Raw genomic sequence first — 13,488 nt, forward strand, 5'->3', positions numbered from 1 at the left:
ATGGCGAGCATTCTCGCCTAAATCAGTGTCCGGGTTCATTAGGCCACTACATTACGCACGTCGGCACTTCAGAGCTACACTCGCTATGCGGGGATGGATGCGCTCAAGTCTCTGCAAGGGTCGCAATTGATTGCTGAGCTAGGCATCGGCGCTGCGCCCGGCATTGGCGCGGGAGCCGCGGGGGCACTGACCTCAGTGGGCGCCGGCGCTCTTCGTACGATCAAAGTCGTTTCTGGTGGGAAATCCAACTGGAATGCTGAACTGAATAATCCGAAGCCCAATACGGTCTATAACGTTGACGATTCGAAGGTATATCAAACTGATTCCCTAGCACGGGTAACTCGAGTCGATGGTGACCTGTCCTTGTTGACAAAGGATAGAAATGGTTACCAACAGGTCAAGGCGGGGCGTGAAGGAGATAGTGGAGATGATGGCGGTCATTTGATCGCGACCATATTGAACGGGCCTGGAGAGAAGCTAAACATAGTTCCAATGGATTCAAACTTGAATCGCGGAGCATGGAAGCAATTGGAGAATAGTTGGGCCGACGCGCTGAGTGCGGGAAAGCAAGTGAAGGTTTCGATCGAACCGCAATACCAAGGTGATAGTCGAAGACCTGAAGGGTTTAACATCACGTACGTAGTAGGCAATGGTCGACCGGCGCAGCAGTATTTTAGGAATTCGCCTGGAGGAAGGTAATGGACAGCCGAGATGTTGATATATGTAAAGAGATTGGCCAGCTGCTTTATGACGCCGCTCCGGCGGGATCGCATTCGATCGTTATGCGAGCGCAACTCGCGGACGACGACGATCAGGCGCAATTCGAGTTTGATGCCATCGCGAAGAATGGAGATTCTTCATGGTTTTTGGGTAGTGCTAGTCTTAACAGTAGGTTATTGGAATTGTTAGTTGAGCATCGTCGATTTTTCGTCTCGCAAAATCAACCAAAATGGAAATTGTTCATCCTTGTTGTTGATGTGGATAAAGGAAGATTTTCATTGGAATTGAAATACGACTAAGAATAGAAGGCCCGTATAGGTTGTATGGAGATTAGGCAGAATCAGGGATAGATGGAAAATGAAGATAATGAAGGGGCTGCCGGCGCTGTCGATCACAACGTTGATGTCGGTTGCTGTGTCGGCTCAGCAGGTCCCGATGCCTGCTGATCAGGCCGCCGCCGCGCGGGCGAACGCGGCGCAGGATCGGCAGGCACAGCAGCAACGCGACGCGCAGCAACGCGACGCGGCGGTGCGCGCGCCTTCAATTCGTTCTGAATTGCCGCGCAATGAAGCATATCCAGCACTTCCCACCGAAGCGCCATGTTTTCCTATCGACCGCTTCACGCTCGACGTTCCGGCCTCGTTGCCCGACTCAGCGAAGGCCGAAGGCGCATCCGCCTTACCGATGGATCGCTTTGCGTTCGCCCGGGAATGGCTGGACCACTACGCTGGTCAATGCGTTGGCAAACAAGGTATTGACGTACTGATCAAGGGGCTGTCACAGGCAATTCTGGCAAGAGGTTATGTCACTACGCGGGTGCTCGTTCCAGAGCAGGACTTATCGACCGGTACGCTCAAACTTTCGCTGATCCCCGGCATGATCCGCTACGTCCGCTTCGCCGACGAAAAGCTCCGCGGCACCTGGAAGACTGCCTTCCCGAACGGCGACGGCGAACTGCTGAACCTGCGCGACCTAGAGCAGGGCCTCGAGCAGATGAAGCGCGTGACGAGCCAGGACGTGTCGATGCAGATCGTGCCGGCCGACGTACCGGGCGAAAGCGACGTCGTGCTCGACGTGAAGCGCGGCAAGCCCTGGACGGTTGTAGCATCGATCGACAACTCGGGGACGCGCGCGACCGGCAAGCTGCAAGGCAATCTGTCGCTCGGCATCGACAATCCGCTCGGGCTGAACGACATTTTCAACATCGGCGTGAGCCAAGACCTTGAATTCGGAGACAAGCGCCTAGGCTCGCACGGCTGGAACGGTTTCTATTCGATCCCGTGGGGCTACTGGACCGCGACGCTGTCCGCGTACACGAACACCTACTACCAGCAGATCGCCGGCGTGAACCAAACATTCGTGGCGAGCGGCAATTCAAAGACGGTCGATTTCAAGCTGGCCCGAGTGCTCGCCCGTAGCCAGAATGATGTGTTAGGTGCGTACGCTCGTCTGTCGCGTCGTTTCGGACAAAGCTTTATCGAAGACACCGAGATTTCGCAGCAACGTCGCAACAACACGACGATCGAGCTTGGGCTGACCGATCGCCACTACTTCGGTGGCGCTCAGTTCGATGGCTCGCTTGCATATCGTCAAGGTGTCGGTGGATTGGGTGCTCAAGACGATACGTTGGCGGAGGGCGGTGGACCGACCTATCGGTTCAAGATGGCCGTGCTCGATGCGAACCTGTCGGTGCCGTTCGCGATCGGCAAGCAACCATTCCGCTATGTCGGCACACTCCACGGCCAGTACACCGGAAACACGCTTTACTACATCGACGACTTGACGATTGGCAGTCGCTATACGGTGCGCGGTTTCGATGGCGAAACGATGCTCGCCGCGGCGCGCGGCTTTTACTGGCGTAACGAGTTGCAGGCGCCGATCGGGCAGACCGGGCAAGCAGTCTATACCGGCATTGACTACGGTCGCGTGTGGGGGCCGCAGCCGGTCGCGCTCGTCGGCACGCAGCTCGCCGGCGCGGTGATCGGCGTGAAGGGCAGTGTCGCGACACGCTTCGGCGCCTACGGCTATGACCTGTTCGCCGGCACGCCGATCTACAAGCCGTCCGGATTCCCCACGGCGCGTGTCACGGTCGGTTTTCAGGTGACAGCCCAGTTCTGAAGGCGATGAGTCAAGACGCGTCTTCAACACGTACACGTCGCAAGCCCGATGTTGCATATGCCCGTCTGGTTGAGATTGCCGCCGAGCGTGGGCTTACGTTGCTGACGAAGGAATGGGTTGGGTTGAAGTCCTACTATGAATTCCGCTGCGCATCGGGCCATGACGTCACTCGCATCGGCACCGTCGCGATGCGAGGTACGATCACTTGCCTCCAGTGCGAACACGTGCGCGTGCAGTTCCGCTTTCAAGAACTGTTGAGTGAACGCGGAATCGTTTGTCATGAGGAGCCTATCTCGGTCAAGCGGCACGCCAACGCTTCGCCTGTCCGTCTGGACATGAATGGACTACTGAGGCGCAAGATTCCGGAGGACCACCGCTGCCCACAATGTGCCAAAAACGAACTGGCTGCTGGGCTTCTCCATGCCGACGGCTGGAACGTCTTCATGATGCGGCGACGGAGCGTAGTGGTCGCTGTCTGGCCGACACGTATATCGGTATCGCCGCGCATTACGAATGGGAGTGCGCCGAAGGCCATCGATGGACAGCCGTGGTGCAATGCCGAGCCGGTTGAATCCAAACAGTGGCTACACAGTAAGTCACAATGTCATGCAAGTGCAGATTCCTCGGCCGGGATCAACGGGGTCTGTTACTGGAGAGCTTTTGCCGTGGCCGCCATCGCCGTGAGGGAATTGTGAAACGCCTTGGAATCTATAATAGTTGGGATTCTGAATCTAAGCTCTTGACAGATGTGGAAAAGGGCTGGGATCGCTATTGTGAAGAGATTTGGTCTCCTAGACGCCGAGCACTGGAGGCATATGCGGAGGGGGGCGACCCGTATCCTATCCTTCCCGGCCTCAAGCATACGCCTGAACTCGTCGCCGTGAATGTTAGTCAATCACTCACGTGCGCTGGCTACGAATATGCTCAAGTAGAGCGGATATTATTTTCTCACGCTACTGATACAGCATGGGAGCCCCTTTTAGGAAAGTCTTGGGGCTATGAGTACTGGCGGACGCGTATTAGTCACTATCATGAAATTGGTGCGGTTCGCACGGATCGATCGATTTCATTCACCCAAGCAGTCGCGTCGCTTGTAGCATGCCTGTGTGCTGGCTGGATAAAAGAAGCGCGGATTTTGACTGAGGAAATCAAAATCCTCTATAAACGACGGAGATTCTTTGGGGTTTTGCAACAACCACTTTACCAGTGGATATTTCGGGTGTGCTTGGACGACGCGGAGTTGTCGTTGGATGAAAATTCCGATGGAGAGGGGGATTTTAAGATAGGTGAACCAATTCTGGACGAGTTGCTTAAACATTGGCGCGATCAAGATCTCGCGCCAATGCAGGATTATGTTATTTGGCTGTGCGATTACTACACACATCGGACTCGGAGAAGCGATTGGTATGAGTTTCAGAATGATCTGCTACTAACACGATTTCCAGCGCTGATTCTTGCGTGGCAGCGACTTCGCGAAATCCGAGGGCTTGGGAATCCATTCATCGATCATCCGTTGATGCAGCCTGCTTATGCGCGTCTCCGGCCCGCGATGCCGTTCTATACAGATTCCGTATTGGAGGCCACGCTCGCGCGGCTTAGGCGGGAGGGAATGCCGGATCTTGGGGCCGTGCGCCAACTGTCTCCGACAGCCAATGCGGAGAAACGTGGCTTGCTCGCCCGGTTGTTTGGACGAATCTGAATTCTAATAGAGGATATAGCAATGAACCAAGTGATGACGTCGTTTGTGAGTTGGGGGCCTATAGCTCTCATGCTGTTGCCCATTTTCTTTGGCCTGTTTCTTTATCCATATGTTCGAATTTTGCGTCGAACCGGGCATTCCGGCTGGTGGGTGCTCGCGCTGTTGATTCCTGGTGTGAATCTTGCTGCTATTTGGATTTTTGCGTTTGCGGAATGGCCAGCGTTAAACCGTAAGTGACGCGTTGATACGCGCGAGAAACGGCTATCGGTCACGATCAAGTTTCTAAAAATACATGAAAACTATTCATCGGGGAAATTTTGCAGCAGCAACGCTGCTGTTTGTCGCGACCAGCTTGTCTGCGCAAGGAGTACCGCACACTATTCTTCCGGGCAATGACCTGCAGGCACGTCAGCAAGAAGAGGCGCGCGAGCGTGAACGGACGGTCTCTGCGCCCGGGGTGCGTTCGGGCGTGATGGTAAGTCCCGGGCTCCGACACTGCCATCGGAGTCGCCCTGCTTTCGGATCGACCGCTTTACACTCGATGTGCCGAGTTCATTGCCCGATGCAGCGAAGGTTCAGGGCGCGTCCGCCCTGCCGATGGATCGATTTTCCTTCGCCCGCGAATGGCTCGAGCACTACACCGGTCAGTGCGTTGGCAAACCGGGGCTCGATGTGCTCGTCAAGGGACTGTCGTAAGCGATCCTAGCACGCGGGTACGTGACGACACGCGTGCTGCTGCCCGAACAGGATCTGTCGACCGGCACCCTCGAGTTTTCGTTGATCCCCCGTTGTGATCCGCCATGTGCGCTTCGCCGACGAAAATGTCCGCGGTACCAGTGCACCTTATTCCGGAATGAGCCGTTCTGCCTTCAGCCGCTCGAAAAGATCGAAGAATGCATCGGGTGTACCCTGGTAATCGAGGAACCCGGCCTTGCGGCTTTTAGTCATGTCGGTCACGACTTCCATCGGGCGCCCAAGATCCGCGTCGGTGTGCCACCACGAAGCGAGCCGATCGATGTCGGGCTCCGCGAGGTCGTACTTTGCGGCAACATCGCGCCAGTGATGCGCGGCGTCCTGCATCCGACCTTCGAGCGGTCGCACGATGCCGTCGAACGGTGCGGCTTCGATGCCGAAATAATCGGCCAGTTGCCCCCACATCGTTTTCCACCGGAAAACGTCGCCGTTCACGACGTTGAAATCTTCGTTTCGCCCCGCGTCGCTTGTCGACGCCCATTCGAGATGCCGTGCAAGAAGGCGTGCATCGGTCATGTCGGTGAGGCCGTTCCACTGCGCAGCGGACCCGGGAAAGACGAAAGGCTGCCCGGTATGCCGGCATAGCGTCGCGTAGACGGCGAGCGTCTGCCCCATGTTCATCGCGTTGCCGCGCGCGAAGCCGATGACCGTATGCGGGCGATGCACGCTCCACGTGAAGCCGTCGCGCGCCGCGGCTTCGAAGAGCCGGTCTTCCTGCTCGTAGTAGAAGTTCTCGACCGGCTGCCGTCCCTGCGATTCCCGAAACGGCGTATCGGGAACGGCACCCGACGCATAGGCCTCGAACGGGCCGAGATAGTGCTTCAGCCCGGTCACCAGCGCCGCATGCTCGAGCTTCGTGCGGCGGCCCAGCGAATCGAGGACGTTGCGGACCATCGCGCCGTTCACGCGAATGTTCTCCTTTTCGGTCGCCTGCCGCGCCCATGCAGTGAAAAACACATGGCTCACTTCGATGTTCTGCGTCGCCGCCGCGACGGATTCGGCCGACGTGAGATCCGCGACAACGGGCTGACACCCCGGCACGCTGGCGGTACGTCCGCGCGATAGTCCATAAACGGTCCAGCCGGTCGACAGCAGACGCTCCGCGAGGGCTCGCCCGACAATGCCGCTGGCACCGACGATCAGTGCTCGATGATTCATCGTGACTCCAGGTTCGTTTGTGATACGAGCGTACTTCAGCCCTGGATTCTCATTTTGGATAGTATTTCGGGGTTTAATGGAATTGGATTCAACAATGGCCAGCTTCCCGACCGAACATCTGAAGGGCATCGTTCCATTCGTCTGTGTCGCCGACGCGGGCGGTTTCACTGCTGCGGCCGAGCGGCTGAACCTCACGAATTCGGCGGTGAGCAAGAGTGTCGCCCGGCTCGAACGGCGGCTCGGCGTCGTGCTGTTCGAGCGGACGACGCGCAGGCTCGTGCTCACGGACGCGGGCCGTGCGTTCTATGAAACCTGCACGCGCATCCTGGCGGAGCTTGCCGAGGCGGAGGCCGTTCTCGCCGCGCAACAGCGCGAGCCGGTCGGCACCGTTCGCATCGCGTTGCCGGCCTCGTTCGGGCGTCTCTGCGTCGTGCCGGTGCTCGTGCGCTTTTCGGAGCAGTATTCGGACGTGCGGCCGCACCTGTTGTTCACGGACCGCTTCGTCGATCTGGCAGAAGAGGGCATCGATCTCGCCGTGCGGATCGGCGGCCCGCCGGGTCTGCCGCCGTCGCTCGGTCGGCGTTTTCTCGGACGCGAACGACTGATCTTCTGCGCGGCGCCGGCCTATCTCGAGAAAAACGGCATACCGCAAACGGTCGACGACCTGCAGGAACATGCCTGCATCGTCTACGGACGCCCCGACGGAGCGCAGTCGCTGTGGTCATATGCCGCGGCGGACGGGCAGGTCGAGCAACGCGTCGTGCGGCCACGCATCGTCGCAGGCGACGCCGAGGCACAACTCGCATTCGTACGCGCGGGGCTCGGCGTCGCGCAACTGGCGACATGGCTGGTACGGGACGATCTGAAGGCCGGCCGCCTCGTCGCTATCCTCGACGAAGCCGCAACGGACGGCTTGCCGCTCAGCCTCATATGGCCGGTCGCGCGGCAGTTGACGCCGAAGATCCATGTCCTGGTGCAGACGCTCGAAGCTCATCTGCATATCGAATGACAAGATCGTCCCGTCTGACGCGCGAGCGGTAGGTCAGATCTCGGTATCGCCGCAGGGACTGCCGCGTCATTGCCTGTCGCCTGCGCAGTTCCGGGACCGGGACTGAAGCGCATCCGGAGCGCGTTTGAGCGTGCGAGGCGCCTATGCGCCTCGTCGATCGCAGGAGCGATGTGTGCGGTGCCTGCTCAGCGAATCGACCGATAGGTACCGCCCTCGACGCGTACTGCGGCGACTTCATCGTTGAGGATTGGATCCGTGCCGGAGATCTCGTCGAACTACTGCCTCATCTGCGCGGGCGCACGCGACCGTTCTCCGTCATCTATGCGCTGCATCGCCGCTTGTCGGCTGCCTCGCGCAGTTTGATCGACATGCTGACAATGTCGACAGCCGAGGCTTGATTGCGGAATTGATGACCGAAGGCGTTGAAGGGCATGCCATCCTGCAGGGTCGATCGCGAGCGCATCGCCGTGTTCGGCTGCTGCGGCGGCGTCGAGAATGGGTGGAAACGCGCGTCCGATTCGACGCGCGCCGATCGCCGCGGCATGCTTACTCTTGCTCGCGCCGCTCGCTGCCGGATCGCCAGGCGTTCCGCACACGTTCGCGCTCCTCGGGCGTCATCGATTCCCACTTGCGCCAGTGACGCCGGCCGTGCCAACCGCGGTGTCCGCGGAATCCCCCGAACAGGATGCGACTAAGCAGCAGCAGGCCCAGCGCATGTGCGAAGTCGATCGTACGGGCACCGACGAACAGCGCCGGCATCACCCAGTTCCAAAGCATCATGACGAGCCATCCGAGCACGACGATGGCGATGACGGCGAGTAGCGCTTTGCCGGCACAGCGGATTCGAAAATTCATTCGCAGACTCCTCTAGATATCCAGTTCGTCATAAATCGGCTGCAGCCGCGCGCGCAGATGCAATACCGCATAGCGTTTGCGCGCGAGCAGCGTATTGAGCGTGACGCCGCTTTGCGCGGCCATCTCCTTGAAGGATCGGCCTTCCAGTTCGTGCGCGACGAACACGTCTCGCTGGTTCGGCGGCAACTCGTCGAGCGCATGCTGCAACGCGTTCAGCAACACCGTGCGCGCGTATAGTGCTTCCGGGCCGGCGTCGTGTGTCGGGAGCGGAAGGTCGAGGCGATATTCGTCGTCCGCGTCGTCGTCGATGTCGAGCAGGTCGGACAGCGGTTGCTCCGTCTTCTTTCGAAACCGATCGACGATGCGGTTGCGCGCCGCGCGGAACAGCCATGCGCTCGCCTGTTCGATTGCCGCGGGAAGGCGATAAGCCTGCACGAACTCGTGAAAGACGTCCTGCAGAATGTCGTCGGCATCGTCCGGGTTGCTGATGCGGCGCCGGATGAAATTCACGAGTCTCGCTCGTTCTCGCATCACTATCGCGGTGATGTCGCGGTCGGGGTCGGTCATCGTGCGCGAAGTGGGTGGCGATCCATGTCTACGAAGACGTTTCAGGCGCATGAATATTGTGGCGCCCGCGAAAAATCCGCGACGCGCCATATCGACCCGCGACGATCCTCCTGCCGCCGATCGAACCGGCTCGTTCCAACGCCGCACGACGCTCTTGCCCGCTCACCACGCCGTCCTATTCGCCCTCTGCCTTGATGAAATCGATAAACGCCCGCAACGGCGCCGGGACGAGACGTCGCCCCGGGTAGTACAGATACGGGCCGGAGAACGGCCGCCACCAGCCTTCGAGCACGGGTTCGAGCGCACCGCTGTCGAGATGCGGACGAAGCCACTCGTCGTAAAGATGCACGATGCCGAGCCCTGCGCGCGCGGCCTCCACGACAAGATCGACGGCGCCGCCGATCTGCACGACGAGCGGGCCCGACGGATCGACGCGGACCAGTTCGCCATCGCGCTCGAACTCCCAGAGCGGCATCGAGCCGCTGGCAAACCGTCCGCGCAGGCACGCGTGATCGAGCAGTTCGCTCGGGTGATTCGGGCGTCCGCGCCGGTCGAGATACCCGGGCGCGGCGGCGGTGGCGAACCGCTGCGAACGCGGCCCGATCGGGATCGCGATCATGTCCTGCTCGAGGCGCTCGTCGTAGCGAACGCCCGCATCGCAGCCGACTTCGAGAATGTCGACGAAGCTTTCCTCAACGACGAGCTCGAGCCGTATCTCCGGATACGCCGCGAGAAAGCGTGGCACGATGGACGGCAGCACGAGCCGCGCCGCGCTGAGCGGGACATTGAGCTTCAACGTGCCGGCCGGCCGCTCGCGGAAGCTGTTGACGACGTCGAGCGCGGCCTCGACTTCGCTCAGTGCGGGCATCAGCCGCGCGAGCAGCCGCTGTCCGGCCTCGGTCGGTGCCACGCTGCGCGTCGTGCGATGAAGCAGCCGCACGCCGAGTTGCGTCTCGAGCCGGCGCACGGCCTCGCTGAGACCGGACGCGCTCGTGCCCGTCGTTCTCGCCGCTTCGCGGAAACCCTTCGCCCGCGCCACGGCAACGAACGCGTTCAGATCGCCCAGATCGACTTGCATTGTTCGTCCTTTCGTACAGGTCGTGCAGATTGTGACGGATTATCGCGCAGCGCAATGCGGCGTAACCTGCGGCACTCGTTCATCGTCGTCAGAGGAGCTTGACCATGTCCGCCATCGATCAGTCCGGCACGTTTTCTTTCGCAGGACGCCGCGTGCACCGCATCGGCTACGGCGCGATGCAGCTCGCGGGGCCCGGCGTATTCGGCCCGCCGAAAGATCGCGAGGCGGCGCTCGCGGTGCTGCGCGAAGCCGTTGCATTGGGTGTCGATCACATCGATACGAGCGACTTTTACGGGCCGCACGTAACCAATCAGCTGATTCGCGATGCCTTGCATCCGTATCGCGACGATCTGCTGATCGTGACCAAAGTCGGCGCGAAGCGCGGCGAGGACGGCGCGTGGCTGCCGGCATTCTCGGCGCAAGCGCTTGCGTCGGCCGTGCACGACAACCTCCGCAATCTGCACGTCGACGTGCTCGACGTGGTCAATCTGCGGATCATGTTCGATACGCACGGCCCGGCCGAAGGCTCGATCGAAGCGCCGCTGTCCGCATTGGCGGAACTGCAGCGGCAGGGACTCGTGCGGCACATCGGGCTGAGCAACGCGACGGCCGCGCAGATCGACGAAGCGCGGCGGATTTGCGAGATCGTCTGCGTGCAGAACCACTACAACGTCGCGCATCGCGACGACGACGCAATGATCGACGCGCTGGCCCGAGACGGTATTCCGTACGTGCCGTACTTTCCGCTCGGCGGCTTCAGTCCGCTGCAATCGTCGACGCTGGATGCGATCGCCGCACGGCTCGGCGCGACGCCGATGCAGGTCGCGCTCGCATGGCTGCTGCGCCGCGCGCCGAACATCCTGTTGATTCCGGGCACGTCGTCCGTCGCGCATCTGCGCGAGAACGTCGCGGCAGGCGCGCTCGTGTTGCCCGACGATGCGATGCGCGAACTCGACGGCATCGCGTCGGCCGGCGTTTGACGCGAAGGCGGCGCGTGTTGCGAAACGGCGATGCGCGATGCGGCCCGACTCGTGACGGCGACGACTGCACATCGGACATCGTCGCCAGCCGCCTGTCGATATCGCGTGCGACAGCCATGTAAAGCGCCCCGATTGCCGGGACAGCGATCATCGCAACGTCGTTTCGCGAGCGAGGGCGACCCGTCGTCGATAGGCAGGCTCGCGGCGCCAGATTCGACGCTGCTCGTGATTCTTCAGAACATCCTGCGCCTTGGCGTAACTCTCGATGAGCAGCTGGTACGGACGGAAAACCAGCTCGTAGATATGCACCCATTGCTGTGCATCGGGACGATGCCAGGTATAGCCGGCCCTTACTGCAGATCAGCGAAGTGATAGTCGAGCGTTCGGAAGCCTGACGGACGGTCAAAAACGCCATGCCGGCCCTAGGTATTTCCTCTTAGTTGAATCGAGCAACTATTGCGACCAGAATCTATCGCACGCTCACTGCTCGACGAGGCACCCATGCCGAAGGCCGATCATCCGATCCTCGAATATCTGACGTTCCGTCTCGACCGGCTCAGCGAACTGACGAAGGAAGCCGGCACGCAGGTCTACGAAAGCGAATTCGGCATCTCGATCCGCGATCTGCGCATCGTGCGGCTCGTCGCGCTCGAGCCCGGCCTGACGCTGACACGGTTGATCGAACTGACGATGCTCGAAAAGACGCATGCGTCGAAGCTCGTCAGCGCGGTCGTCAAGCGCGGTTTCGTGCGTCGCGAGGTGGGCCGCGCCGATGCGCGTCAGATCAACCTGTTTCTCACCGCCGAGGGCGAAGACCTCGTGAAGCGCACGTACGAACGCGGCAACATGCTGGAGCAGATGATGCTGAACGCGCTGCCTGCGGACGAGCTGCGCATCTTCAACAGCGTCGTCGACAAGCTCACCGCCGGCCTGATCGAACATCTGGCCGCACAGAAGGAGGCGGCCAACCCGCCGAAGCGCGTCGCCTGAGCGGCGGCGCACGCGCTGCCGCGCAAGCGGCGTCGCGGTCGCGTTCGCTGCCATCGCAATCAGTCGCACAAGCCCAGGGCACCGTGACCGGCGCACGGCGTCGGCTTCGTCGCGCCTGGCGCTGATCGCACCGTGCCGGCCGCCACGTCGCGCACGCCACGAACCGGTGTCGAAACGTACGCGCGAATGCGCGTCGATCCAGCAGGGAGAAGCCATGTCGGAACAGTCGCACGCGAAGCGGGGCTGGCACATCGTCGGTCTGCTGTTCGTGTTCATGATGATCAACTACGCGGACAAGTCGGTGCTCGGCTTCGTCGCGCTGCCGATGATGCGCGACATGCACTTGAGTCCGACGCAGTTCGGCATGCTCGGCAGTGCGTTCTATCTGCTGTATTCGATCGCTGGCGTCGCGGGCGGCGTGCTCACGCGCTACGTGAAGACGAAATGGATCCTGCTCGCGCTCGCGGCGGTCTGGGCCGCGGTGCAGTTTCCGATGGCGACGCCGGTCGGCTTCGGCACGCTGCTCGTCTGCCGCGTGCTGCTCGGCGCAGGCGAGGGACCGGCGTATCCGGTCGCGCTGCATGCGGTGTACAAGTGGTTCGACGATCACCAGCGCAGCGTGCCGACGTCGATCGTGCAGACCGGCGCGCCGATCGGCGTCGTCGTCGCCGCGCCGGCGCTGACCGCGATCGTCGCGCACTATTCGTGGCGCGCGGCGTTTCTCGCGCTCGGCGTGGTCGGCCTCGTCTGGGTCGCGATATGGCTCGCGTGGGGCGAAGAGGGGCGCGGCGATCTGCGCGAGCATGCGGCGGCCCGGGCGCCGGCTGCCGAGAACGTGCTCGGCGCGCTCCCGTATCGTCGTCTGCTGCTCGACCGGACGGTCGTCGTCGTGACCGCGCAGTGGTTTCTCGCCGCGCTGATCGCCGTCATCGGGCTGACGTGGGGGCCGGTCTATCTGACGTCGGTGCTCGGCTACGGGCCGAAGGCGACGGGCTGGATCTTCGCGATACAGGTCGCGGTGCAGGTGCCGGTCGGCCTCGCGATCAATGCGCTGTCGCAGTCGCTGCTCGGCCGCGGCGTGTCGACGCGCGTCGCGCGCGGGCTGTTCTGTAGCGGCTGCTGCATGGTCGGCGCACTCGCGTATTTCGCGGTGCTGACGGGGCTGAGCCCCGTCGCGAAAGTCGCATGGCTGACGATCGGCGGCGCGTTGGTGATGCAGGTGAACGCGTTCGGCCCGCAGATCGTCGCCGAGATGACGCCGGCGTCGCAGCGCGGCACCGTGATCGCGGTCTCGGTATCGATCGCGTCGACGGCCGGCGTGCTCGGCCCGATCCTGCTCGGCGCCGTGATGGACGCGATGGGCGGCCTCGGTCACGACAGCGGCGCATTCAGCGTCGTCTATGCATCGATCGGCATCGCGCTGCTCATCGCGGCCGCGTTCGGTGTCGCACTGCTCGATCCGGCGCGTTCGAAGCGGCGGCTCGCCGCGTTCGCGCAGGATGCAGCGGTGCGCGAGCAAGCGCGCGTCGCGGCGTGAGCGCGTCGCGCACGCTCGCCGCCG

General features: G+C 61.5%; 15 protein-coding genes and 2 pseudogenes. 11 read left to right on the top strand and 6 right to left on the bottom strand.

Annotation, left to right across the window (positions count from 1 at the left end):
- Nucleotides 1-93 precede the first annotated feature (93 nt).
- The 7 genes and pseudogenes from ACSHSS_RS13955 to ACSHSS_RS13985 all read left to right on the top strand — a co-directional run.
- Nucleotides 94-699, top strand: coding sequence for a DNA/RNA non-specific endonuclease (locus tag ACSHSS_RS13955; protein ID WP_249470587.1), 606 nt, complete (start codon nt 94-96; stop codon nt 697-699).
- A complete protein-coding gene (locus ACSHSS_RS13960; protein ID WP_080559133.1) occupies nt 699-1,019 on the top strand; it encodes a hypothetical protein in 321 nt (106 codons plus the stop codon). The genes ACSHSS_RS13955 and ACSHSS_RS13960 overlap by 1 nt, the downstream gene beginning before the upstream one ends.
- Nucleotides 1,020-1,086: 67 nt before the next feature.
- Nucleotides 1,087-2,838, top strand: a complete 1,752-nt coding sequence (locus tag ACSHSS_RS13965; RefSeq protein ID WP_445545150.1) for a ShlB/FhaC/HecB family hemolysin secretion/activation protein — start codon at nt 1,087-1,089, stop codon at nt 2,836-2,838.
- 122 nt (nt 2,839-2,960) lie between these two features.
- On the top strand, nt 2,961-3,533 hold the full coding sequence (locus tag ACSHSS_RS13970) for a hypothetical protein (protein WP_445545110.1): 573 nt from the start codon (nt 2,961-2,963) through the stop codon (nt 3,531-3,533).
- 44 nt (nt 3,534-3,577) lie between these two features.
- Nucleotides 3,578-4,537 (top strand): hypothetical protein, encoded by a 960-nt coding sequence (locus tag ACSHSS_RS13975; protein WP_445545111.1) that lies wholly within the window; start codon nt 3,578-3,580, stop codon nt 4,535-4,537.
- Between the two features lie 21 nt (nt 4,538-4,558).
- Nucleotides 4,559-4,774 (top strand): hypothetical protein, encoded by a 216-nt coding sequence (locus ACSHSS_RS13980; RefSeq protein WP_373421889.1) that lies wholly within the window; start codon nt 4,559-4,561, stop codon nt 4,772-4,774.
- 55 nt (nt 4,775-4,829) lie between these two features.
- Nucleotides 4,830-5,372 (top strand): annotated as a pseudogene (locus ACSHSS_RS13985) (POTRA domain-containing protein); the annotation flags it as partial.
- Nucleotides 5,373-5,380: 8 nt separating this feature from the next.
- Here the strand turns inward: ACSHSS_RS13985 and ACSHSS_RS13990 are convergent.
- Nucleotides 5,381-6,448, bottom strand: coding sequence for an SDR family oxidoreductase (locus tag ACSHSS_RS13990; RefSeq protein ID WP_105841666.1), 1,068 nt, complete (start codon nt 6,446-6,448; stop codon nt 5,381-5,383).
- Between the two features lie 94 nt (nt 6,449-6,542).
- On the opposite strand from ACSHSS_RS13990, the gene ACSHSS_RS13995 reads away from it, so the two are divergent.
- Nucleotides 6,543-7,457 carry a LysR family transcriptional regulator gene (locus ACSHSS_RS13995; protein WP_059938655.1) on the top strand — a complete coding sequence of 305 codons (915 nt, stop codon included), beginning with the start codon at nt 6,543-6,545 and terminating at the stop codon, nt 7,455-7,457.
- A gap of 319 nt (nt 7,458-7,776) precedes the next feature.
- Here the strand turns inward: ACSHSS_RS13995 and ACSHSS_RS14000 are convergent, their stop codons facing one another.
- The 4 genes from ACSHSS_RS14000 to ACSHSS_RS14015 form a co-directional block, all read right to left on the bottom strand.
- A complete protein-coding gene (locus tag ACSHSS_RS14000; RefSeq protein ID WP_181157951.1) occupies nt 7,777-8,001 on the bottom strand; it encodes a hypothetical protein in 225 nt (74 codons plus the stop codon).
- Nucleotides 8,002-8,003: 2 nt separating this feature from the next.
- Nucleotides 8,004-8,312 (bottom strand): hypothetical protein, encoded by a 309-nt coding sequence (locus ACSHSS_RS14005; protein ID WP_059938651.1) that lies wholly within the window; start codon nt 8,310-8,312, stop codon nt 8,004-8,006.
- A 12-nt stretch (nt 8,313-8,324) separates the two neighbouring features.
- Nucleotides 8,325-8,879, bottom strand: a complete 555-nt coding sequence (locus ACSHSS_RS14010; RefSeq protein WP_060099689.1) for an RNA polymerase sigma factor — start codon at nt 8,877-8,879, stop codon at nt 8,325-8,327.
- A gap of 175 nt (nt 8,880-9,054) precedes the next feature.
- Nucleotides 9,055-9,957, bottom strand: a complete 903-nt coding sequence (locus ACSHSS_RS14015; RefSeq protein WP_369717442.1) for a LysR family transcriptional regulator — start codon at nt 9,955-9,957, stop codon at nt 9,055-9,057.
- A 104-nt stretch (nt 9,958-10,061) separates the two neighbouring features.
- Here ACSHSS_RS14015 and ACSHSS_RS14020 point away from each other — a divergent pair, with 104 nt between their 5' ends.
- A complete protein-coding gene (locus ACSHSS_RS14020; RefSeq protein WP_445545112.1) occupies nt 10,062-10,937 on the top strand; it encodes an aldo/keto reductase family oxidoreductase in 876 nt (291 codons plus the stop codon).
- Between the two features lie 147 nt (nt 10,938-11,084).
- Here the strand turns inward: ACSHSS_RS14020 and ACSHSS_RS14025 are convergent.
- Nucleotides 11,085-11,276: pseudogene (locus tag ACSHSS_RS14025) on the bottom strand (hypothetical protein); the annotation flags it as partial.
- 162 nt (nt 11,277-11,438) lie between these two features.
- On the opposite strand from ACSHSS_RS14025, the gene ACSHSS_RS14030 reads away from it, so the two are divergent.
- Both ACSHSS_RS14030 and ACSHSS_RS14035 read left to right on the top strand, forming a co-directional pair.
- Complete coding sequence (locus tag ACSHSS_RS14030; RefSeq protein ID WP_105841662.1) at nt 11,439-11,927, top strand: MarR family winged helix-turn-helix transcriptional regulator; 489 nt, start codon at nt 11,439-11,441, stop codon at nt 11,925-11,927.
- A gap of 214 nt (nt 11,928-12,141) precedes the next feature.
- Entirely contained in the window at nt 12,142-13,464 is a 1,323-nt protein-coding gene (locus ACSHSS_RS14035; protein WP_445545113.1) for an MFS transporter, read from the top strand.
- The last annotated feature ends 24 nt before the right edge of the window (nt 13,465-13,488 follow it).

The sequence above is a fragment of the Burkholderia sp. BC1 genome (assembly GCF_052683555.1).